General features: G+C 61.6%; 21 protein-coding genes and 1 other RNA gene. 10 read left to right on the forward strand and 12 right to left on the reverse strand.

Annotation, left to right across the window (positions count from 1 at the left end):
• Positions 1–84 precede the first annotated feature (84 nt).
• From rsxD to gloA, 5 genes are all read left to right on the forward strand, one after another.
• Entirely contained in the window at positions 85–1,137 is a 1,053-nt protein-coding gene (rsxD, locus tag BN1130_RS11870) for an electron transport complex subunit RsxD (protein WP_042042232.1), read from the forward strand.
• 355 nt (positions 1,138–1,492) lie between these two features.
• Entirely contained in the window at positions 1,493–2,131 is a 639-nt protein-coding gene (rsxG, locus tag BN1130_RS11875; protein WP_042042233.1) for an electron transport complex subunit RsxG, read from the forward strand.
• Positions 2,128–2,847 (forward strand): electron transport complex subunit E, encoded by a 720-nt coding sequence (locus BN1130_RS11880; RefSeq protein ID WP_042042234.1) that lies wholly within the window; start codon positions 2,128–2,130, stop codon positions 2,845–2,847. Before rsxG ends, BN1130_RS11880 begins: the two co-directional genes overlap by 4 nt.
• A gap of 24 nt (positions 2,848–2,871) precedes the next feature.
• Positions 2,872–3,513 (forward strand): endonuclease III, encoded by a 642-nt coding sequence (nth, locus tag BN1130_RS11885; protein WP_042042235.1) that lies wholly within the window; start codon positions 2,872–2,874, stop codon positions 3,511–3,513.
• Positions 3,514–3,516: 3 nt separating this feature from the next.
• Positions 3,517–3,930, forward strand: a complete 414-nt coding sequence (gene gloA / locus BN1130_RS11890) for a lactoylglutathione lyase (RefSeq protein WP_042042236.1) — start codon at positions 3,517–3,519, stop codon at positions 3,928–3,930.
• Between the two features lie 95 nt (positions 3,931–4,025).
• Here the strand turns inward: gloA and BN1130_RS11895 are convergent, their stop codons facing one another.
• Both BN1130_RS11895 and BN1130_RS11900 read right to left on the reverse strand, forming a co-directional pair.
• A complete protein-coding gene (locus tag BN1130_RS11895) occupies positions 4,026–4,697 on the reverse strand; it encodes a hypothetical protein (protein ID WP_042042237.1) in 672 nt (223 codons plus the stop codon).
• A gap of 176 nt (positions 4,698–4,873) precedes the next feature.
• Positions 4,874–5,749 (reverse strand): flagellar protein MotY, encoded by an 876-nt coding sequence (locus BN1130_RS11900; RefSeq protein WP_198135268.1) that lies wholly within the window; start codon positions 5,747–5,749, stop codon positions 4,874–4,876.
• Positions 5,750–5,982: 233 nt separating this feature from the next.
• Between BN1130_RS11900 and rnt the strand changes: the two genes are divergently transcribed.
• From rnt to BN1130_RS11915, 3 genes are all read left to right on the forward strand, one after another.
• Entirely contained in the window at positions 5,983–6,663 is a 681-nt protein-coding gene (gene rnt / locus BN1130_RS11905) for a ribonuclease T (protein ID WP_042042238.1), read from the forward strand.
• 172 nt (positions 6,664–6,835) lie between these two features.
• Positions 6,836–8,158 (forward strand): Na+/H+ antiporter family protein, encoded by a 1,323-nt coding sequence (locus BN1130_RS11910; protein ID WP_042042239.1) that lies wholly within the window; start codon positions 6,836–6,838, stop codon positions 8,156–8,158.
• Between the two features lie 147 nt (positions 8,159–8,305).
• Positions 8,306–8,551, forward strand: coding sequence for a PA2433 domain-containing protein (locus tag BN1130_RS11915; protein ID WP_042042240.1), 246 nt, complete (start codon positions 8,306–8,308; stop codon positions 8,549–8,551).
• A gap of 124 nt (positions 8,552–8,675) precedes the next feature.
• Here the strand turns inward: BN1130_RS11915 and BN1130_RS11920 are convergent, their stop codons facing one another.
• The 8 genes from BN1130_RS11920 to BN1130_RS11955 form a co-directional block, all read right to left on the reverse strand.
• Positions 8,676–9,425 carry a class I SAM-dependent methyltransferase gene (locus tag BN1130_RS11920; protein ID WP_042042241.1) on the reverse strand — a complete coding sequence of 250 codons (750 nt, stop codon included), beginning with the start codon at positions 9,423–9,425 and terminating at the stop codon, positions 8,676–8,678.
• 150 nt (positions 9,426–9,575) lie between these two features.
• Entirely contained in the window at positions 9,576–9,956 is a 381-nt protein-coding gene (locus tag BN1130_RS11925; protein WP_042042243.1) for a SpoIIAA family protein, read from the reverse strand.
• A 441-nt stretch (positions 9,957–10,397) separates the two neighbouring features.
• The gene (gene gcvP, locus BN1130_RS11930) at positions 10,398–13,277 is read right to left on the reverse strand and encodes an aminomethyl-transferring glycine dehydrogenase (protein ID WP_042042244.1); all 2,880 of its coding nucleotides are present in this window, start codon (positions 13,275–13,277) and stop codon (positions 10,398–10,400) included.
• A gap of 234 nt (positions 13,278–13,511) precedes the next feature.
• The gene (gcvH, locus tag BN1130_RS11935) at positions 13,512–13,901 is read right to left on the reverse strand and encodes a glycine cleavage system protein GcvH (RefSeq protein ID WP_042042245.1); all 390 of its coding nucleotides are present in this window, start codon (positions 13,899–13,901) and stop codon (positions 13,512–13,514) included.
• Positions 13,902–13,976: 75 nt separating this feature from the next.
• A complete protein-coding gene (gene gcvT, locus BN1130_RS11940; protein WP_042042246.1) occupies positions 13,977–15,074 on the reverse strand; it encodes a glycine cleavage system aminomethyltransferase GcvT in 1,098 nt (365 codons plus the stop codon).
• Positions 15,075–15,456: 382 nt separating this feature from the next.
• Positions 15,457–16,752 (reverse strand): FAD-dependent 2-octaprenylphenol hydroxylase, encoded by a 1,296-nt coding sequence (locus tag BN1130_RS11945; protein WP_370736611.1) that lies wholly within the window; start codon positions 16,750–16,752, stop codon positions 15,457–15,459.
• A gap of 3 nt (positions 16,753–16,755) precedes the next feature.
• Positions 16,756–18,000 carry a 2-octaprenyl-6-methoxyphenyl hydroxylase gene (gene ubiH / locus BN1130_RS11950; protein WP_042042247.1) on the reverse strand — a complete coding sequence of 415 codons (1,245 nt, stop codon included), beginning with the start codon at positions 17,998–18,000 and terminating at the stop codon, positions 16,756–16,758.
• Positions 18,001–18,164: 164 nt separating this feature from the next.
• Positions 18,165–18,734: a UPF0149 family protein gene (locus BN1130_RS11955; RefSeq protein ID WP_042042248.1), complete on the reverse strand. Its 570-nt coding sequence runs from the start codon at positions 18,732–18,734 to the stop codon at positions 18,165–18,167.
• A 173-nt stretch (positions 18,735–18,907) separates the two neighbouring features.
• On the opposite strand from BN1130_RS11955, the gene zapA reads away from it, so the two are divergent.
• Together zapA and ssrS are read left to right on the forward strand one after the other, a co-directional pair.
• Positions 18,908–19,240, forward strand: coding sequence for a cell division protein ZapA (gene zapA, locus BN1130_RS11960; protein ID WP_042042249.1), 333 nt, complete (start codon positions 18,908–18,910; stop codon positions 19,238–19,240).
• Between the two features lie 17 nt (positions 19,241–19,257).
• Positions 19,258–19,440, forward strand: a non-coding RNA gene (gene ssrS, locus BN1130_RS21700) — 6S RNA.
• Between the two features lie 240 nt (positions 19,441–19,680).
• Here the strand turns inward: ssrS and BN1130_RS11965 are convergent.
• Positions 19,681–21,972: an FdhF/YdeP family oxidoreductase gene (locus tag BN1130_RS11965; protein ID WP_042042250.1), complete on the reverse strand. Its 2,292-nt coding sequence runs from the start codon at positions 21,970–21,972 to the stop codon at positions 19,681–19,683.
• Positions 21,959–22,765 carry a formate dehydrogenase accessory sulfurtransferase FdhD gene (locus BN1130_RS11970; protein WP_198135269.1) on the reverse strand — a complete coding sequence of 269 codons (807 nt, stop codon included), beginning with the start codon at positions 22,763–22,765 and terminating at the stop codon, positions 21,959–21,961. Before BN1130_RS11970 ends, BN1130_RS11965 begins: the two co-directional genes overlap by 14 nt.
• Positions 22,766–22,882: the final 117 nt, after the last annotated feature.

Genomic DNA, 22,882 nt, shown 5'->3' on the forward strand with positions numbered 1-22,882 from the left:
GCCCGCGCCAAGGCCAAGAAGGCCGAGCGGGACACCACCACAGACAGTGCTAGTCAGACTGATAGCAAGATGGATACCTGACTCATGTTCAACATCGCGAGTGCCCCCTTCGCCCATAACCGCAAGCAGACCCAGACCCTGATGGTGTTGGTTATCCTGGCCTGCCTGCCCGGGCTCGCCGCCCAGATCTGGTTCTTTGGCTGGGGAAGCGTCATCCAGATTGGATTGGCCGCCATCACGGCGCTGGGTTGCGAAGCCTTGGTGCTGCGCCTGCGTGGCCGTCCCGTCAAGCCCGCTTTGCTCGATGGCAGCGCCCTGCTCACCGCCGTGCTGATAGGGCTGGCGCTGCCTCCCCTGCTGCCCTGGTGGATGACCCTGGTCGCGACAGCCTTTGCCATCATCATCGCCAAACATCTCTATGGGGGCCTGGGGCAGAACCTGTTCAATCCGGCCATGGTGGCCTATGTGCTGCTGCTGGTCTCCTTCCCGGTGCAGATGACCAGCTGGCTGCCCCCCGACAGCATCCGCGCCTACGGACTGGGCTTTGGGGATGCCGTCTCGACTATTTTCACCGGCTTCAGTCTGGACGGCTACAGCATGGCCCAGCTCAAGCAGGGGATAGACGGTCTCACCATGGCGACCCCCCTCGACACCCTCAAGACTGGCCTCGGCCAGGGGCTGACCGCCAGCGAGGTCATGAGCCATGCGGTGTTCGAGGGTTGGGGTGGCATCGGCTGGAGCTGGGTCAATCTGGGTTATCTGCTGGGCGGCCTCTTCCTGCTGCAACAGAAGGTAATTGCCTGGCGCATCCCGGTCGCCGTGCTGGCCAGTCTGTTTGGCGCCGCGACCCTGGGTTATCTCATCAGCCCCGATGCCACCGGCACCCCCATGTTCCACCTGTTCAGCGGCGCCACCATGCTGGGGGCCTTCTTCATTGCCACCGATCCGGTCAGCGCCTCCACCACGGCGCGGGGCCGCCTCGTCTATGGCGCTCTCATCGGCATCCTGATCTACACCATTCGTCGTTTCGGGGGCTATCCCGATGCCATCGCCTTCGCCGTATTGCTGGCCAACCTCTGTGTACCCATGATTGACAGCCTGACTCGTCCCAAGACCTACGGAGAACGCCGTAAATGAGCGCCTCCTCATATCAAGCCTGCACAGTGCGGCTGGCCAACCTCTGCGTGACCACAGAGATTGACAGCCTGACTCGGCCCAAGACCCGTGGAGAACGCCGCAAATGAGCGCCTCCTCATATCAAGCCTGCACAGTGCGGTTGGCCAACCTCTGCGTGGCCACAGAGATTGACAGCCTGACTCGTCCCAAGACCCGTGGAGAACGCCGCAAATGAGCGCCTCCTCATATCAAGCCTGCACAGTGCGGTTGGCCAACCTCTGCGTGGCCACAGAGATTGACAGCCTGACTCGTCCCAAGACCCATGGAGAACGCCGTAAATGAGCGCCTCCTTCCCCGTTATTCAAGGAGCTCCCCAATGCTGAGCAGCATGCGCAAAAATGGGGTCACCCTGGCGTTGTTCGCCCTGGTCTGCACCAGCCTGGTCGTGGCCACCCATCTGCTCACCCAGGACAAGATTGCCCACCAGCAGCAGCGGGAGAAGCTCGCCACCTTGAATGAGCTGCTCCCTCCTAGCAGCTACGACAACGATCTGGTGGCCAGCTGCAAGCGAGTGACCAGCCCCCTGCTCGGCAGCGATCAGGCCATGCCGCTCTACACCGCGACTCAGGCGGGCAAGGTGACCGGTTATGCCCTGGAGACAGTTGCCCCCGATGGCTATAGCGGTGCCATCCGCCTCATCGTCGGCACCGACGCCAGTGGCAAGGTGAGCGGGGTGCGAGTCTTGGCTCACAAAGAGACCCCGGGGCTGGGGGACAAGATTGAGCTGAAGAAATCGAACTGGATCTTGAGCTTCAACGGTCATAGCCTGACCACGGATAACGCCAAGAGCTGGGCAGTCAAGAAGGATGGCGGTGATTTTGATGCCTTCACCGGCGCGACTATCACCCCGCGGGCCGTGGTCAAGGCGGTTGCCAACCTGCTGCGTTTGCAACAGACTCATCCCGAGGTGCTGGCAGATGCCCCCTCTTGTGAACGGGCCGGAGAGAGCCAATGAGCGACGAAAATCAAGGTTCTGAGGTCAAGGAGCTGATGCTCCAGGGGCTGTGGAAGAATAATCCCTCCCTGGTTCAGGTGCTGGGGCTCTGCCCGACCCTGGCGGTCTCCTCCACCTTCACCAACGCCCTGGGGCTGGGACTGGCCACCATGGCGGTGCTGATAGGCTCCAATCTGGCGGTCTCTCTGGTCCGCCACTGGGTGCCCCGCGACGTGCGCATCCCCATCTATGTGATGATCATCGCCTCCCTGGTGACCTGCGTGCAGCTGCTGATGAACGCCTACACCTACGGTCTCTATCAGGCCCTTGGCATCTTCATCGCGCTGATTGTCACCAACTGCGTCATCATAGGGCGGGCCGAGGCCTATGCCTCCAAACAGCCGCCCCTGCTGGCGGCCCTGGATGGCCTGATGATGGGACTCGGTTTCACGCTAGTGCTGCTGCTGCTCGGCGCCATGCGCGAGATCATCGGCATGGGCACCCTGTTTGATGGTGCCGAACTGCTATTGGGCGACTGGGCCAAGTCCCTGCGTATCGAGATCTTCGCACCGGGTTCGGCCTTGCTGCTGGCCATCTTGCCCCCCGGCGGCTTTATCGGCCTGGGGCTGCTCATCGCCGCCAAGAATGGCATCAATGACTGGCTGGGCCGCAAGCAGGTGGCAGAAAAGGCTCACTGCAGCGTACCGGCACCGGGCGCCCGCGCCACCGAGTTATAAGTACCATTTGCAGATGAGTGAGCGATGAATAACGAAAAGCGGCGCCAGATCCTGACACGACTGCGCGAAAACAATCCTGCACCCAAGACCGAGCTCAACTACAGCACCCCCTTCGAACTGCTCATCGCGGTGCTGCTCTCGGCCCAGGCGACAGATGTCGGCGTCAACAAGGCGACCGACAAGCTCTATCCGGTCGCCAATACCCCGGCCAGCATACTGGCGCTCGGGGTCGATGGCCTCAAGCAGTACATCAAGACCATAGGCCTGTTCAATACCAAGGCCGAGAACGTCATCAAGACCTGCGCCATCTTGCTGGAACGCCATGGGGGTGAGGTGCCCGAAAACCGCGAGGCCCTCGAGGCTCTGCCGGGAGTGGGCCGCAAGACCGCCAATGTGGTGCTCAACACCGCCTTTGGCTGGCCGACCATCGCCGTGGACACCCATATTTTCCGGGTGTCGAATCGCACAGGTTTTGCGCCGGGCAAGAATGTGGATCAGGTGGAGGAGAAGCTGCTCAAGGTGGTCCCCGCCGAGTTCAAGCTGGATGTCCATCACTGGCTGATCCTCCATGGGCGCTACACCTGTCTCGCTCGCAAGCCGCGCTGCGGCTCCTGTATCATTGAAGACTTGTGTGAGTACAAAGAAAAAATCTACCCGGAGAACTGATCAATGAGAATCCTGCATACCATGCTGCGCGTTGGCGATCTGCAACGCTCCATCGACTTCTACACCCGTGTACTGGGCATGACCCTGCTGCGCAAGAGCGAGAATAGCCAGTACAAGTACACCCTGGCCTTCGTCGGTTATGGGGATGAGAAGGATGAGGCTGTCATCGAGCTGACCTACAACTGGGGCGTGAGCGAGTATGAGCTGGGCTCGGCCTACGGTCACATCGCCCTGGAAGCGGATGACATCTATGCCACCTGCGAGGCACTGCGCGCCGCCGGGGCCAAGATCACCCGCGAGCCGGGCCCCGTGATGGGCGGCAGCACCGTTATCGCCTTCGTCGAGGATCCTGACGGTTACAAGATTGAGCTGATCGCCAAGAAGGATGCAGGCGCAGGCCTGGGTGAGAGCATCTAACATGCGGCGCTAGCCAGCCCTGTGCTCACCGCCGGGGCCGTTAATGAGAAGGGGGAGCCATTGGCTCCCCCTTCTGCGATGCGCGATCCCTGATGTCACAGCAAGCTGGGTTGACCATCGAGGAACACCAGCCGTTTGCCCGCCTGATTGGGGGCAACGAAGGGCAACTCGTTGCTGTTGACCACATAGATGCCGTTTTTGAACTGGAAGACAGGCACCGTTGGCAAGGCGCGGGGCACCAGCAGCTCACCGAGGTCGCTGCGCACCGTCAGCACGGTATAACGGCCCTGAGGGAGCCCCAGTATCGGGCCAAACTCGCTGCCATCGGCCTCACGGACCGCTTTGACGTAGACACTGAACTCCTCGTAGCCCGGCACCAGGCACTCGTGGGTATAGGCGCCGGTACTGACCGTGGTCACCAGCAGAGGCGCCTGATAGTCATGGCACACGAAGCCCGCGAGGTTGCCGGAGCGCAGCAGGGGTTGCAGGCGGATGGGTTCCTCGCGGATATCGGCAAGGGGTTCGCGGATCTGGTACTGCTCAAGCAGGACGCGGCGCACCACCTCGGTATCATCATAGGCTTCGCCATCATGGAGGGGGGCGGTCACCACACTGGCACGGGTCAGCGGATAAGCCTCGACCAGGGAATCCGGCAGTATGATGCCTTTGCCCTCCTGTTCACTCAGGCTGGCTTGCTCGCGATAGGGGTTGTCACGGATCAGGTTGGGGTAGCCACCATAGGCGGTGACGTTCCAGGCCCAGCTCATGGTGGGCTCCTGAACATAATGGCCGTGTTGGTCGGGGGTATTGGCGCAACCACTCAGCGCCAAGCTGGATAGCAAACCCGCTAGGGCAGTCAATTTTCTCATCTGGGCTTGTCTCTCATCGCATCATGGCGCCAGCATCCCTTATCCGGCACCCGTGAGTCCCAAACTAGCAAAAATCAGATGGCTCCGCTACGTCCCATGCTGATCACCACCCGCCGGTTCCTGGCTCGTCCCTCTTCGGTCTCGTTGGAGGCGACATGCTGTTTCTCCCCATGGCCCTCCACCGAGATCTTGCCCTCCTCTATCCCCAAATCGAGGAACACCTTCTTGATGGCATCGGCCCGCTTCTCGGAGAGCTTCTGGTTGGGCCAGCGCCCGCCATAGCTGTCGCTGTAGGCGTCGATCACCACCACGTCGATGCTGGTGTCCGCCTTGATGAATTCGCTGATCATGGCGAGTCGTCGCTTGGAGGAAGCCGACAGGCTGTCGCGGTTCTTGTCATAGGTGAGCACGCTGAAGGCGATGTCATTGAAGCTGTAAGGCAAGAGACCATTCAGGCAATCCATGAAGGCCTGATACTTGACCCGAAAATTGACGTTGGAGAGCGACACCCGCACCGCCCGGTTCTGGCGATACCAGTCCCGGTACTGGAAGGTGGGCATGCGGCCACTCTCGAGTTCATCGAGCATGGTCCAGGCGGTCTGGCCATCGACCAGGCCGTCAAACTGCTTGAAGAAGCGGATCTGGCTGATATCCCGCCCGGCGAGACCCGGACGCCAGTTGGGGGGCATGCTGCCCAGGCTCACCGTCTGGGTCTGCGCCTGCTGACGCAGCCCCTTGAGTTCGAAATCGAGGTTGATCTTGCGCCCGGCGCGGCTCACGAAGGCCCCAGTGCCCCAGCTCGGGATGGGATGTTCGAGGCGACACTCGACCTGGCTGTCTGCCGTCAGGCGCCAGACGGATTGATCCAGGCCGGCGCCAAATTCGGCCACCCCCGCCTGCAAGTGCATGCTCACCGACATGCTGATCAATCCCAAGGTCCACCCCTTCACTCGCCTCTCCTCTGCCTGGTCCACGCACCTATCACAGGGGCGTTTTTCATCTGTCTCAAGGCTGTATCGGCATGAGCCGGGCAAGCTTTAGGGAGCAGGCGGCAATTCTTTGCCGCTCGAGACCAGAGGGCCGGGCCTGGGGTATAGGCAACCTTGACCGCCTGTTAGCCGGGCGCGACAAATGAAGGCTGATTTGCCATAATGCCGCCTCACTTCAAGCCGACCGAGATCCCATGACCGACGCCGTTAACACTCTCAAAGGCCGTTTCCGTGGCTTTTACCCCGTCGTCATCGATGTTGAAACCGCTGGATTCAATGCCAAGACTGATGCCCTGCTCGAAATCGCCGCCTACACCCTCAAGATGGATGAGGCGGGCTGGCTGGTGCCCGATCAGGTCTTTCACTTCCACGTTGCCCCCTTCGAAGGCGCCAACCTGGAGAAAGCCGCCCTCGACTTTACCGGCATCGATCCCTACAACCCGCTGCGCGGCGCCGTAGACGAGAAGGAAGCGCTCACCGAGATCTTCAAGGGGATCCGCAAGGGCATGAAGGAGCAGGACTGCAACCGCGCCATCGTCGTAGCCCACAATGCCCCCTTCGATCACGGCTTCGTCATGGCCGCCGCCGAACGTGCCGGCCTCAAGCGCAATCCCTTCCACCCCTTTGCCACCTTCGACACCGCCGCGCTGTCTGGCCTGGCCCTGGGGCAGACGGTCTTGGCCAAGGCGTGCCAGAGCGCCCGTATCCCCTTCGATAATAAAGAGGCGCACTCGGCCCTCTATGACACCCAGCGCACCACCGAGCTGTTTTGTCATATCGTCAATCGCTGGAAGGCGCTGGGGGGTTGGCCCCTGCTGGAAACCGACGGGGCTGACGCTGAGGCAACGCCGCAAGACGCGGCCTCCGAACAGTAACCACCTGTTGCCTTGCGAGAAGGGCTGCCACGGCAGCCCTTCTTTGATATCCGTCAGCTGAAATGACTGATTGAGTCATTTTTCTGAATTTTTACTCGACTTTTGGCCCGTTTTTCGCAAACTAACGCCCTTTCACACGCCAGACAACAACACAATATTATAAGGAAGTCGCATGAATCCTGTTGTTATCGCAGTCTCGCTGATGCTGGTGCTCAGCCTGCTGCGGATCAATGTGGTCGTCTCATTGTCGGTCAGCGCCATCGTCGGCGGCCTGGTTGGCGGCCTCTCCCTCACCGATACCCTCAGCGCCTTCAGTGGCGGCCTGGGTGGCGGTGCAGAGATAGCCCTCTCCTACGCCATGCTGGGGGCCTTCGCGGTCGCCATCTCCCGCTCCGGCATCACGGATCTGCTGGCCCGCAAGGTGATAAACCAACTCGGCAAGGACGCGAGTGCGTCACGGATGCTCTGGGTCAAGACCCTGCTGCTCACCTCCGTGCTGGCGGTCGCCATCTCCTCCCAGAACCTGATCCCGGTCCACATCGCCTTCATTCCCATACTGATACCGCCGCTCTTGCACGTGATGGCCCAGATGAAGATGGACAGGCGTCAGGTCGCCTGCGTCATCACCTTCGGCCTGACCGCAACCTATATGCTGCTGCCGGTCGGCTTTGGCGGTATCTTCCTCAACAACATCCTGGCCAAGAACCTCATCGATAATGGGGTGACCCTGGTCAACAGCCAGATCCCCCAGGCCATGGCCCTGCCGGTATTTGGCATGTTCCTTGGGCTGCTGGTTGCCGTCTTTATCAGCTACCGCAAGCCCCGCGAATATGATCTGGCCAAGATCCTGGCCGCCGAGCCCGAATCCGTCGAGCTGAACCTGACCCACATCTGGGTCGCGCTGGTCGCCATCGCCGTGGCGCTGGGCCTGCAGCTTTACACCGACAGCATTGTGCTCGGTGCCCTTGCCGGTTTCATCATCTTCACCTGTGGTGGCGTCATCAAGTTTCGCGAGAGTCAGGATGCCTTCACCCAGGGGGTGCGTATGATGTCCCTCATCGGCTTCATCATGATCTCCGCCGCCGGTTTCGCCGCCGTGATGAAAGAGACCCAGGGGGTCGAGAGTCTGGTGCAATCCGTCTCCAGCCTGATTGGCCATCACAAGGGCATCGCCGCCTTCCTGATGCTGCTGGTCGGCCTGCTCATCACCATGGGCATCGGCTCCTCCTTCTCCACCGTGCCCATCATCGCGACCATCTATGTGCCGCTCTGTCTGCAGCTTGGCTTCTCCCCCATGGCGACCATCGCCCTGATCGGCACAGCCGGCGCCCTGGGTGATGCGGGATCCCCCGCCTCGGACTCCACCCTGGGGCCCACCTCTGGCCTGAACGCCGACGGCCAGCACGACCATATCTGGGACTCCGTAGTGCCGACCTTCATTCACTACAATATCCCGCTGATCCTGTTTGGCTGGGTCGCCGCCATGGTGCTCTAACCCGCCGCAATCTGCCTCATCGCCAGATAACAAAGCCCTCGCCAGTCATGGCGAGGGCTTTTTACTGGGCGCATCGCAGGGATGGGCAATCACCCCCTGAAAGAGCCATGGCTTATATACTGCTAGTGACCAACAAGGAGCTACCCCATGAAACCTGCATATTGGCTGATTGCCCTGCTGTTTAGCACCCCTGCCCTGGCGTTCCACTGCCCGGTCGACATGAAACAGATAGACGATGCCCTCGCGACAGGCCCGGCACTCAGCGCCGAGCAGCTCGCCGAGGTCAAGACCCTCAGAGCCGAAGGCGAAACCCTGCATAAGGCCGGCCGCCATCAAGAGTCCGTCGATACCCTGGCCAAGGCCAAGGCACTGCTCGGCATCGACAAGATCTGATCCTCGGCGGCGCCAGCAATCCGCCCCCTGCTGCGCTTGATTGATAGATAGCAAAAGCCCCCGCCACGGCGAGGGCTTTTTCATGATGGCGTCTGGCAAGCAAGCCGGGGACCTTGGTCGATGCTCAGACCCGGCCGCTATAGACCAGGGTGCGATAGTTAAAGGCTATCTGACCCTCGATGGCATGGCGGGCAAACTCGTGCCGGATCAGCGCCGTCAGCGCCTCATAGGCTGGCGTCCCGATGGCGGGAGCGTAAGAGGAGGAGTTGAGCCGCCCCAGCACACCATCAAGATCGAACATCTGGCAGTTGTCGAAACACTCCAGCCGGTACTCTCCCTCGAAGAAGGCGTCGAAGTCGGCCTCGCCAAGGTTGCGATGATTGACCTCTTCGTAATCCCCGGAATAGGCACGCAGCCCCGCCTCATAGGCCTTGAGAAACGGGGTGTCGGTCAGCCTGTCATTCCAGATGAGGGCGACCCGGCCACCTGGCTTCAACACTCGGCGACACTCGGCCTTGAAGGCTGCTCGGTCAAACCAGTGGAAGGCCTGAGCGACCGTCACCAGATCCAGACTGGCATCGGCCAGACCGGTTGCCTCCGCGCTCCCCGCCTGCCAGCGGATATTGCTGGCCCCGGCCAGCAGCGCCTCGGCGGCGGCGCGCATCTCCGCATTGGGTTCCAGGGCCCAGACCCGGCTCACCCGAGGCGCGAGCTGCGCCGTCAATATGCCGGTACCCGCCCCGATATCGGCCACCACGGCATCTGGCCCCATGGCAAGCTCCTGGATGAGAAAATCCAGCATGGCCGCCGGGTAGCCGGGGCGGTATTTCACATAGGCCTCAACCCGGGCCGAAAATCGTTGGGTACTGTCCATTGCATGCTCCTCTTGGGGGATGGCCTCTGGATAAAGGCGATAACGCGGCATTGGCCGCCGTGACAAGATGATCCCGTGGGTTTGAGCCTATCATGCCCAGTCCCATTCCTGGCATCATGCCCGGCAAGAGAGCCACCCTGCGTAACGCTGTCACTCGGTCAACCAATCGATGGCCGCAGCTTCATCATCGAACGCCTTCACCTCCCCCGAGAGAAACCAGTTGCCGACCCTGGCAGCGAGGGTCTGCCAGCCCTGCTGACCATAGAGGGCTATCTTGCCAAACTCGCTGCCATGCCTGAGCCCGAGGGTGAAATCGTCCCAGGCGGCGCGCAGCTCCCAGCCTTCCAGCTCGCGGGCATCGAGCAGCACCCTCACCCCCCGGCCCTCGACCCGGCTCAGCGCCGCCTCCAGCATGGGAGTGATGGCCAGATAATCCTCATGGCTGAGCTTGCCGACCGCCTTGATTGAAATAAAAGAGACATCATTCACCCGGGCCAGCCCCAGGGTCAGGCCATGTTGTTGCATCGTCATCCCGCGTCTCCTGTGACGGCTGAATGCCAGCTCATTCTGGCGCCCTATCAATTGAGTCTATCCCTGACAGGGAGAGGCAGCACCCCGGCCTGATCCTCAAGCCAAGGGATCTAAAAAGGCGTGGGAAATGTGATTACCTATATCAGCCCTGCCCCTCAACCAGCATGGGCAACAGCAAGGCCATGGCTATCACATCTTGCCTGAATGTCCATGGGCCCAGCCAAGTAGCCAACCCGACACTCCCCATGGTTGGTATTGAAGGGGAGCAAACCGCAAGTAGCCCGTACTCTTCTGCCGTTTCCGTTCGCGCTATGGCATCACCACCAGACAGATCCACAAAAAAGGCCTTGCGCGATGCAAGGCCTTCTCACTTTTCAACTTAGCTACCCGAGCTCATCTGGCTGAGCACTGTGCCCCGCTTGATGGCACCGATCATGTGCCTCACTCCCCGATGTAATCCTCGGTCGGGATGCAGGAGCAGAACAGGTTGCGATCGCCGTAGACGTCATCGATGCGGTTGACCGAGGGCCACAGCTTGGCGGCGCGCACCGCGCTGGACGGGAATACCGCCTCGGCGCGGGTATAAGCCCGCTCCCAGCGCTCGTCCATGACATCATCCTGGGTGTGGGGGGCATTGACCAATGGGTTGTCGGTCAGGCTCCAGTGGCCATCCTTCACCTTCTCCATCTCGGCGCGAATGGCGGTCATGGCTTCGATGAAGCGATCCAGCTCGGCCTTGGACTCGGATTCGGTCGGTTCGACCATCAGGGTTCCCGCCACCGGGAAACTCATGGTCGGCGCGTGGAAACCGTAGTCCATCAGACGCTTGGCCACATCCATCTCGCTGATGCCACAGGCCTCCTTGAGGGGACGAATATCCAGGATGCACTCGTGGGCGACACGGTTGTTGCGACCGGTGTAGAGCACGGGGAAGGCTTCCCCCAGTTTCTTGGCCAGGTAGTTGGCGTTGAGGATGGCCACCTGAGTCGATTTTTTCAGCCCCTCGTCCCCCAGCATGGCGATATACATCCAGCTGATGGGCAGTATGCTGGCCGAGCCAAAGGGCGCGGCAGAGACGGCGCCATTGTCGCGGCTGCTCTTGTCGGTCTTGATGACGGCGTGGCCGGCCACGAAGGGAGCCAGGTGCTGCTTGACGCCGATGGGGCCCATGCCTGGACCGCCACCGCCATGGGGAATGGCAAAGGTCTTGTGCAAGTTGAGGTGGGACACATCGGCACCGATAAAGCCCGGCGCCGTCACGCCGACCTGGGCGTTCATGTTGGCGCCATCCAGGTAGACCTGACCACCGTACTGGTGAACGATGTCGCACACCTCCTTGATGGTCTCCTCGTACACCCCGTGGGTGGAGGGATAGGTGACCATCAGGCAGGAGAGCCTGTCTCCCACTTCCGCGGCCTTGGCGCGCAAGTCGTCAAGATCCACGTTACCGGACTTGTCACAGGCGGTGACGATCACCTTGAGGCTCGCCATCTGGGCGGAGGCCGGGTTGGTGCCATGGGCCGACGCTGGAATGAGGCAGACATCGCGATGCCCTTCGCCGCGGGACTCGTGGTACTTCTTGATGGCCAACAGACCGGCGTATTCGCCCTGAGCGCCGGAGTTGGGCTGCATGCAGACCGCATCATAGCCGGTGATCTTGACCAGCCACTCTTCGAGGTCTGCCAGCAGCAGCTGGTAACCTTTAGCCTGCGCCAGCGGGGCGAAGGGGTGCAGCTTGCCAAACTCGGGCCAGGTCACCGGGATCATCTCGGCGGTGGCGTTGAGCTTCATGGTGCAGGAGCCCAGGGAGATCATGGCGTAGTTCAGGGCCAGATCCTTGGCTTCGAGACGGTGGATGTAGCGCAGCATCTCGGTTTCGGAATGGTACTTGTTGAACACCTCGTGGGTCAGCACGGCATCGCTGCGCAGCAGCTCGGCGGGGATGGCCTGATGAGCCTGCGCCTTGGCATCCAGGGTCTCGATATCCAGCCCGTGACCCTGGCCCAGGAAGAGCTCAAACAGCTCGGCCACGTCTTCGCGGGTGCTGGTCTCGGACAGGGAGACACCGACCGCGCCGTCCAGGTCGGCGCGCAGGTTGATGTTCATGGCATCGCCACGGGCTACCAGGGCGGCCTTGTCGGCGGTCAGGACTGTGATGGTGTCGAACCAGCTGTCGTGCTTGAGGGTCAGCCCCTTGGCGGTAAGTCCCAATGCCAGGATGCTGGTCAGACGGTGCACGCGGTTGGCGATGGTTTTGAGGCCAACCGGGCCGTGATAGACGGCATAGAAGCTCGCCATGTTGGCCAGCAGCACCTGGGCGGTACAGATGTTGGAGTTGGCCTTCTCGCGGCGGATATGTTGCTCGCGGGTCTGCATGGCCATGCGCAGGGCAGACTTGCCGCGGCTGTCTTTGGAGACGCCAATGATGCGGCCCGGCATGGAGCGCTTGTAGGCATCACGGGTGGCGAAAAATGCCGCGTGAGGACCACCGTAGCCCATGGGCACACCGAAGCGCTGGGCGCTACCCAGCACCACGTCGGCACCCAGTTCGCCCGGGGACTTGAGCAGCAGCAGGGAGAGCATGTCGGCACTGACACAAGCCAGACCCTTCTGGGCCTGTACGGCCTTGATCAGCGCCCCCAGATCGGTCACTTCACCCGTGGTCGAGGGGTACTGGAACAGGGCACCAAACACCTCTTCGCTCACGGCGTCGGCGGCCGGGGCCACCACCAGCTCGAAGCCGAAATGGACGGCACGCTCGCGCACCACGTCAATCACCTGGGGGTGAACATCGTCGGCGACGAAGAAGAGGTTGGACTTGGACTTGGCCATGCGCTTGGCCAGGGCCATGGCCTCGGCGGCGGCAGTGGCTTCATCGAGCAGAGAGGCGCTCGCCAGATCCATGCCGGTCAAGTCCAGGGTCAGCTGCTGGAAGTTGAGCAGGGCTTCGAGGCGGCCCTGGGCCAGCTCGGGCTGATAAGGGGTATAGGCGGTGTACCAACCCGGATTTTCCAGCACGTTGCGCAAGATGACGTGGGGCACATGGGTGTCGTGATAACCCATGCCGATGTAGCTCTTGGCGATACGGTTCTGAGCGGCGTAGCCCTTGAGCTTGGCCAGGGCCTCTACTTCCGTCATGGGCGCGCCTATGCCAAGCGGCGCCTCGCGACGAATGGCGGCGGGCACGGTCTGGCTGATGAGGTCATCCAGACTCTCGGCACCGACAGTGGCCAGCAGGGCGCGCAGTTCGCTCTCGCCCGGGCCTATGTGGCGACGCAGAAAATTGGTTTTTTGCTCGAGTTCAAACAGTGACTGGGTCATTTCCCTATTTCCTAGTAGATATGCCTGATAGAAGATCTTGCCAAGGGATGAGATCTCGCTCGGCGGCTCGCGGACACTTGCCCACGGCGGATAAAACAGGCGCCCGCACAGGATAATCCCGCGGGGCGGGCCTGGGATGCGCGCCAGTTGGCAAGGCGCACTCCCATGGCGAAGCCCGCGCTGTGCAGGGGCTCATAGCAAAAGGCCCTGCACGCGTGCAGGGCCTGGGCGACATTACTCTTCGTCGACGACGTTCTGGTAGCCGTCGGCATCCAGCAGATTTGCCAGTTCCTCGGCGTCGTCCAGCTTGATACGGAACAACCAGCCAGCGCCGTAAGGATCGGAGTTGACCAGCTCGGGACTCCCTTCCAGCTCTTCGTTGACGGCGATGATTTCACCGCTCACCGGGCTGTAAATGTCGGAGGCCGCCTTGACGGACTCGGCCACGGCGCAGTCGTCACCGGCACCAACCTGCTTGCCCACTTCCGGCAAGTCAACGAACACCATGTCACCCAGCAGCTCCTGGGCGTGCTCGGAGATACCGACCACGGCCTCACCGTTGGCTTCGACACGGATCCACTCGTGGGAAGTGGCATATTTCAGTTCGCTCGGGATATGGCTCATGTGTGCTTCCTTTATTCACTTGCATCATTGAACAGGGGTGACCCGGGGTGGACCCCGAGCCTGAAACGATAAACGTTATACCAATTTCTGGCCGTTGCGTACAAAGGCGGGCTTGGTCACCTTCACGGTCACCAGCTTCTTGCGAAGCTCGACTTCGGCCACGTCACCGATATCGCGAGGCACCCGGGCCAGGGCAATGGAGAGTCCCAGGGTCGGCGAGAAGGAGCCTGAGGTGATAACCCCGGTGCGTGACTCGCCCTGGGCATTGGTGAAGCTGACCGGCATGCCGGTGCGCAGCACCCCTTTCTCTTCCATCAACAGCCCGACCAGCTTGGGCTGATCCCCGGCGGCCTTCTGGGCTTCCAGGGCCGCGCGGCCGATGAAGTCACGGCTGCTCGGCTCCCAGGCGATGGTCCAGGCCATGTTGGCGGCCAGGGGGCTGATGCTCTCGTCCATGTCCTGGCCGTAGAGGTTCATGCCCGCCTCAAGCCGCAGAGTGTCCCGGGCGCCCAGACCGCAGGGTGCCACGCCCGCGTCGAGCAGGGCTTGCCACAGGTCGCAGGCCTGATGCTCCGGCACCACGATTTCGTAACCCTCTTCGCCGGTATAGCCGGTGGTGGCAATGAACAGATCCCCGGCTTGTACCCCGAAGAAGGGCTTCATGCCTGCGACGGCGGCGTTCTGCTCGGCATTGAATACCTTGGCGGCCAGCGCCTTGGCCTCCGGCCCCTGCACGGCGATCATCGCCAGGGAGGGTTGTTCGGTGACGGTCACCGCGAAGGCGGCGGCGTGCTGGCGGATCCAGGCCAGATCCTTGTCGCGGGTGGCGGAGTTGACCACCATGCGATAGAAGCTGTCGTCCAGATAATAGGTAATGAGGTCATCGATGACCCCACCCTCAGGGGTCAGCATGCCGCTGTAGAGCGCCTTGCCCGGGGTGGTGAGTTTGGCCACGTCATTGGCCAGCAGATGTTGCAGGAAGGCTTTCACCCGCTCGCCGGTCAAGTCGACGATGGTCATGTGAGAGACATCGAACATGCCCGCCTGGGTGCGCACCACATGGTGCTCTTCCAGTTGAGAGCCGTAGTTGATGGGCATCTCCCAGCCGTGAAAATCGACCATCTTGGCGCCGGCTTCCAGGTGCTTGGGGTGCAATACGGTAGTCTGGGTCATCGCTGTTTTTCCTTAAAACCTGGGCCTGCCTCATCCCGGTTCCCGGGTGGAGCAGGAGGCCACAGGGCCTGGGCTCGCTCCCGACATCGCCATGGGCGCTGCGGGACTGGTTCCTTCAATGGCGCGGATTATAAGACAAGCGGGATGGAGCACCGCTTAAAAAAAACTAATCCACAACATGCTGATAGCGGCCAAACACTATGATAAAAACAGAGGAAAAAACAGTATTGACCGGTAGTTTTCAGGGTTAAATTTTGATTTTTACCGTCTCGTCACAATTTATAGGAAAACGTTTCGCCAGCTTTCCATATTAAAGGCTGATGCCATAAACGAGCACATCAGCCTCTCGGATTACTTTTATTGTAAAAAATGGCGCCTGGGATTAGTTTTTTTCACCCGGCATACCCCAAAATGCCTCGCCACGCTGCTCGGTGCGAGCCAGGAGGGGCAGCTCCCCCTCCAGTCCCATGGCGCTGCGGATCAGGCGCTGCTTGACAGGGGTCATGGCATCGACGGCGCTTAAGCCCACGCCTCGCACCAGCTTCTTAAGGGGATGAGCGCCACCAAACAGCCGCTTCAAGCCCTCCATGGCGGCCAACATCCGGCTCGCCTCCGTCTTGCGCCAGCGCTCATAACTGCGCAGCCCGGCCAGGGCACCGATGTCCCGTCCCTTGGCAACATGGGCCAGCAGCGTCTGCGCCAGGGCGGCGGCATCGATCAGCCCCAGATTGACCCCCTGTCCCGCCAGCGGATGTATGGTGTGAGCCGCATCGCCGACCAGCACCAGCCGCTCCCGGGCAAAGTCGCGGGCGTAACGGGCGGTGAGCGGTATGGCACTGCGGGCTCCCTCCACCCGGCACAGGCCGAGACGCACATCGAAGGCGGCGGTGAGCGCGCGGTTGAAGTGCTCTTCATCGCACCCTTGCAGCCGCAGCGCCTCATCGGCGGGTAGCGACCAGACGATGGAGCTGAGAGTGGGCTGCCAGAGCGGCAGGAAGGCGAGCGGTCCGGCGGGACTGAAGATCTGGCGAGCCACGGCCCCATGCTCCTCGGTGGTGCGCACTGTGGCGACCAGGGCATGGTGGCCATAATCCCAGCTGGTCAGGGGAATATCGGCCTGTTTTCGCACCCAGGAGTGAGCGCCATCGGCGGCCACCACCAGCTTGGCCGACAGCACTCGGCCATCTTCCAGCGTCAGCAGGGCATGCTCTTGCCCCTGTTGCAGGCTCGTGGCCCGGGCCGGCGCCAGCAGGTCGATATGAGCAGCCCCCGAGATGGCCTCTTGCAGTGCCAATTGAACAACCCTGTTCTCGACGATGTGACCAAGCCAGGGCAACCCCAGGCTGGCGGCATCGAATTCGATGCGGGCGAAGCTGTCGCGCTCCCACACCTGCATCTGCTGGTAACCTTGCAAACGGCGTGCGGTGATGCCCTGCCAGGCGCCGACCCCGCGCAGGATCTGCTGACTGGCAAGGCTCAGGGCGCTGACCCTGTTATCCGGCGTCGCCGCCAGCGCGGGATCCGGCAGTTGCCCCTCGATGATGGCTATCTTGAGTGAACTCTGTTTGAGCGCCGCGGCGAGCGCCAGACCCACCATGCCGCCCCCCACTATGACCAGATCGTATTGCGCCATGCTCGGTTGCACCCTGTTCCGTTGCACCATGTCATGCTGCTCCATGGCTTACTCCTTAGTGACTGGGCTGATAAAGCCCAGGGTCTGGCGAGCCAGAGAGCCCTTGAGGCAGCTGGCGCGCGCCATCAGAGAGAGCGCCAGATTACGACCGGCCACCAGGGTGCCATGGTCGTTGGAAAAGAGCTGGGCCAGGGCCGAGGTGAGCCAGATGGTGGTCTCTTGATCTCCCTTTCGCCCTTGCCAGTAACGGCTCAGCACCGGGTAACCGCCAATGTCCTCCCCCTGTGCCAGGGCGCTGGCCACGATGGCGCAGAGAGCATCGAGATCGCGCATGCCGAGGTTGAACCCCTGCCCCGCGATAGGGTGCAACAGATGGGCGGCGTTGCCCACCAGCACGGTCCTTTGCCCCAGAGGGTAATCGGCTGCCGTGAGTGCCAGCGGGTAGCAGTGGCGCACCCCGGTGCGCAGGAAGCGGCCAAGCCGCCAGCCAAATGCCTGCTGCAATTGGGCCAGGAAGGCCTCGTCATTCAGGGCCATGATGCTATTAGCCTCCTCCCCCGGCATGCTCCAGACCAGAGAGCTGAGCCCTTGCTGCATCGGCAGCAGCGCCAGGGGGCCGCCGTCGGTGAAGCGTTCGAAGGCGCGCCCGGCCGGATGCTCGGCGGTTTGCACCGTGGCTATCACGGCGCTCTGACCGTAGTCATGGCGGCGTACCGGGATATTGAGGGCCTGGCGCACGAAAGAGTGGCCGCCATCGGCCGCGACCAGCAAGGAGGTGATGATCTGCTCCCCCGTGGCCAGAGCCAGCTCGACGGTGTGTTCCCTTGGGGTGACCCCCGTCAACTGCACCGGGCAGAGCATGCGAATATTGGCCGTCTGCGCGATGGCTTCTTGCAGGACCTGACCGGCGGCGCCGAGCTCAATCACCTGACCCAGGGCGGGCAAATCATATTCAGCGGCCGTCATGCGGGTCTGGCCGAGATAGCCTCGGTCCGAGACATGGATGTGGGTGATGGGGGTGGCATGGGGGGCCAGCCCCGCCCAGAGGCCATGGCGGGCCAGCGCCTCGCAGGTACCGGCGGCCAGCGCAATGGCGCGCGCATCGAAGCCGGGATGCGCGCCCTGTGCGAGGGCCGCCTCCAGCAGCACTATCTGCAAGGGCCTGCCATCCGGGCGGCGCAGTGCGGCGAGGGAGAGGGCCAGCACGGCGCCACTCATGCCGCCGCCAACCAGGGTGATATCGGCCTGCAGGACAGGTGAATGGGCGGGTGCGGTCGGATCAGTGTGAGTCATGGGATGAAGAGAATCCGATAAAACGTGGGGCCATGCTATCACAGTTGCCCCTGCTGGGATGGGAGGTGGCGGGCAAAAATGGTGCCCGCCCCGCAAACCCGCAAACCCGCAAACAGACGAGGCAGCCATGGCTGCCTCGTCGAGTGGGTGCTGTCTACCCCGGATCAATGCAGCGTCGGCGGCGCATCCGGCGTGTCGGGACGCTTGCCGAACTCTTCGAAGGTCATCATGACCCCCAGTTTGACATGCTCATAGAGCACCAGGAAGGCGACCTCGTTCTCCTCGTCCTCCTGATCGAACTCCTCCGAGACCTGGGTGATGTTGGCGATGTCCTGGATCATCTCCTGCAGCTCCTCGGACGCCTTGGAGAGCTCTTGCTGCACCACGCCAAAGCCTGCCAGGAAGGCCTGGGACCAATCCACCAGCCCATCGATACGCTCATCCAGGGGGGCATCATCACTGGGCAGCAACAGCTCTACCCCTTTCTGGGCCATCAGCCCCTCGATGGCGTCCTGGTAGAGCTCCGTCATCACCTGGCGCACCTGGGCCGGCAGACCGAAACCGTCGTTCACCAGATCGTTGAAAGGGGCTAACCAGCTCTTGTCATCAAGAGGAACGCCACCGCAGATCAGGCCACAGATAACGCCGTGGGCCTCCACTGCCGTGGCCATCAGCTCGTGCTGGTCCATGAGGTCGGCCAGGGCCGCATAATTGGGGGGGGTTGTCTTGCTCATCGGGGATCCGCTCAAAGTTCAGTCAAATAGCCGGAATTGATGGTCAAGATCCTAGCATTCTCACCCGCCCAGAGCCAGCAAGGCCTTGAAACTTCTGCATCTGCGCTATATAGTCCCGCCCAGTTGTCCACATGGATAAAGGCGGAAATCACCCCCGCCGTATTGAGGAAGGCATGAGCACAGAGGCCGTAGAAATCGTCGTTTTGGGACGTCCCTACAAGGTATCCTGTCCCCCAGGACAGCAGGATGCCCTGCGCCAGGCCGCCGATCAGTTATCCAGCAAGCTTGTCGAGCTGCGTCAACGCTCCAAGGTCTCCAGCAATGAACAGCTGGCCATCATGGCGGCGCTCAATTTCTGTCATGAGCTCTGCCTTGAAAAAGAGAAGAACCACCAATACTCTGAGACCATGGACAAGCGGATCAAGATGCTGCAACGCACCATAGAAGCAGCCCTGATCGAGCATGGACAGTATGGTGACAATGGCGAAGAGGCCAAAAAGCCTTAACGCGCGACCCGCTTTAAAATTCCCTGGAGTGTTTGTCAGCCGGTTCAAGTCCCCGAGCCGATAATCAAACCAAACAGGGGATCGGCCTTCTGGCTATTGTGCATGCTCGGCTCGACCGAGAAGCCTGCGGTCAGACTCGATCTCCGCCTTGAACCTACGGTTCAAGGGCCCAAACCGGCAACGGCATCTCCGGGGTACCAACAGCAAAAGGCCCGTCATCTTGATGACGGGCCTTTTCTTTTGTCTCTTTTGCGCAGCCTGTCGCTGCGAACACGCCCCTCCAGATCAGCGGGCCCCATTGAGGGGCTTGTCACCTGTCGGCACCCGGAGGGGGCCGTCTCGCCCCCCTGCCTCCATCACCATCCAATCCGAGCTGGCGGTGCGGGCACACCATGCCCAGCGGCTCGCTTTGGCGATAACGCCGCACAGGCATGGCAGGCCTAGGTGAGCCGAAGCAGATTCTCCGCTTGCTGGGAGGGGGTCACCAGCACGGGAATGGATTTGGAAGTGGGCGTAAAGGAGCCCTCCCCCACGCTGTCGATGGGCACCAGCGGGTTGGTTTCCGGGTAGTAAGCGGCAATGTTGCCCTGGGGAATGTCATAGAGCGCCACGCTAAAACCCGTGACGATGCGCTCCCGGCCATCGTTGCAGATGGCGGCCATATCCACCCTGCTGCCCTCCTCCAGACCGAGGCGATGGGCATCCGTCTGGTTCATGAACACCACCTTGCGCTGGCCCTTGATGCCGCGATAGCGATCATCCATGCCGTAGATGGTGGTGTTGTACTGATCGTGGGAGCGCAGGCTCTGCAGCAGCAACACAGGTTGATCCGTCATCTGCTCGGCATGGCGAGTGCATTCGGGCAGCACAGAGCGTGGCAAACGGCTTGCCCGAAACTCGGCGCTGCCGCTGCTGGTTTTCCACAGCAACTGGGCCGCCGAGTTATCCAGATGGAAGCCACAAGGCTGCTGGATGCGGGCATTGAAGTCACTGAAGCCGGCAATGGTCTGCTCGATGAGGCAGCGAATGCGGCCGTAGTCATCCCGCAGCGCCAACCAGTCGACGCGCTCACTCCCCAAAGTGGCATGGGCCATGCGCGCTACGATGTCGGTCTCCGACAGGCAGAGCGCGGACAGGGGTTCCGCGGCCCCGGTCGAGGCGTGCACCATGCTGAAGGTATCCTCCACCGTGATTTTCTGGTTGCCGGTGCGCTGAATGTCGAGCTCGGTGCGGCCGAGGCAGGGCAGGATCAACGCCTCTTTTCCCACCTGCAAGTGACTGCGATTGAGCTTGGTGCTGATCTGCACATTGAGTTCGGTGGCCCCCATGGCGGCATGGGTGAAGGCCGTATCGGGCGCGGCCGCCGCCAGGTTGCCCCCCAGACAGATCAAGACCTTGCTCTTGCCTTCGTGCAGCGCCTTGAGCGCCTCATAGACATTGTGGCCAGGGGCCCTGGGCAGACTCACTTGCAGATGGCATTCGATGCGCTCGATGAAGGCTGCGCTCGGTTTTTCATTGATGCCCATGGTGCGGTTGCCCTGCACGTTGCTGTGGCCACGCACCGGACAGAGCCCCGCCCCCGGCTTGCCCAACTGGCCGCGCAGCAGGTGCAGGTTGACGATTTCACGTATGGTATCGACCGAATGCAGGTGCTGGGTGATCCCCATGGCCCAGCAGCTGATGACGCTGCTGCTGGCGGCAAAGACCCGGGCGGCCTGTACTATCTCGGCCTGGGTCAGCCCGGACTGCTGTACTATCTCGGCCCAGTCGGTGGCGCGCACCTGCTGTTCATACTCGTCGAAATGCCGGGTATGGCGGGCGATAAAGTCGCGATCCACCGCCTCTGGCAGCTCTTCCAGGATGTACTTGGCCATGCCACGCATGGCCGCCATGTCACCGCCCAACCTGGGGGTCAGATACTGGTGGCTGATGGTGGTGGCCGCCGGGGTCAGCAGTTCGAGCGGGCTCTGGGGGCTGGCGAATCGCTCCAGGGCCACCTCTTTGAGATTGTTGAAGCTGACAATCTTGCACCCCTGGCGCGCCGCCTGGCGCAGGGCATTCATCATGCGCGGGTGGTTGGTGCCCGGGTTCTGGCCATAGACGAAGATGGCGCCGGCGCGGTCAAAGTCATCCAGCACCACTGTCCCCTTGCCAATGCCCACCGCCTGAGTCAGCGCCACTCCGCTCGCCTCGTGACACATGTTGGAGCAGTCGGGGAAGTTGTTGGTGCCAAACAGGCGGCCAAACAGCTGATAGAGGTAGGAGGCTTCGTTGCTGGCACGGCCCGAGGTATAGAACTCGACCCGATCCGGGCTCTCCAGGCCTGTCAGTTTCTCGGCAATCAATGCAAACGCATCATCCCAACTGACCGGCTCGTAGTGATCGGTTGCGGGGTTGTAGCGCATCGGCTCGGTCAGACGCCCCTGATACTCCAGCCAGTAGTCGCTCTGATTGGCGAGCTGGCGCACCGAATGGCTGGCAAAAAAGTCCGCGCCCACCGTCTTGCCCGTCGACTCCCAGGCCACCGCCTTGGCGCCGTTCTCGCAGAACTGGAAGGCACCGTGGTCGTTGTCCCCCCAGGCGCAGCCCGGGCAGTCGAAGCCATCGGTCTGATTGACCCGCAGCAGATTCTTGATGTTCTGCTTGGTTTTCTGGCTGCGCAACACCTGCTTCATGGTGGATTGCAGGGACGAAAATCCGCCGGCTTTGGCAGGCTTTTCAATATGGCTCATGAGACTCTCCGATGGGACTCGACGGGTGATGGCTGGAATAGCACACAGGCGCATCGATCTTGGGAATATGGACGACATTGAGGTTGTATTTGAGGGCCAGCCTCACCGCCAACTGGCTGGGGGAGGCGAGGCAGACGAGATGGCGAGCGCCAAACAGCACGGCTTTTTGAATAAGCTCGCTGCCACAGCGGCTGGTCACCACCAGGGTGTCGCAGGCAAGCTGCTGGCGCAGCAACAGGCCGATCAGCTTGTCGAGGGCATTGTGCCGACCGATATCCTCCCGGCAATGGAGGATCTGGCCCTGCTCGTCCAGCGCCAGGGCCGCATGGATGGCCCCATACTGCTGCGCCTTGAGCTGCCACTGGGCAATCTGTGGTCTCAACCCGGCCAATAATCCCGCATCAAGGGGAGGCGTGAGTGGCAGGGGGCGCAGCTCGGGGAATGCCTGCTCGACCGCCTCCACCCCGCAGATGCCACAGCCGGTTGCCCCTGTCAGCCTGCGCCGACGCTGCTGCAGCCGCACCAGGCAACGATTGGCGATGGTCACATCCAGCACGAAGCCCAGCTCAGCAGGGGTCACCCGGATATCATGCACATCGTGGTTGTGCGCGATGATCGACTCGCAGAACAGGAAACCAATGGCAAAATCGTCGAGATCGTCCGGGGTCGCCATCATGACCGCATGGTTGATGCCATTGATGTTGATGGAGACGGCCACCTCCTCCACCAGATGATCCAGCGCAGGCAGGGGGTGCGAATTGACAGTGGCGGCAACGGGACAGTGCGCAGGCATGAATGAGTGGCCTAAAAATACAAACTGCATTCAAGTTTAGAGAGGCAACTGCTGTAAAACCAATGAATTAAATCTATATGTTGATAGGACTATTCTATTGAAGAGTGATTTTCAATT

The organism is Aeromonas rivuli, assembly GCF_000820045.1.
Classification (GTDB): Bacteria; Pseudomonadota; Gammaproteobacteria; order Enterobacterales; family Aeromonadaceae; genus Aeromonas; species Aeromonas rivuli.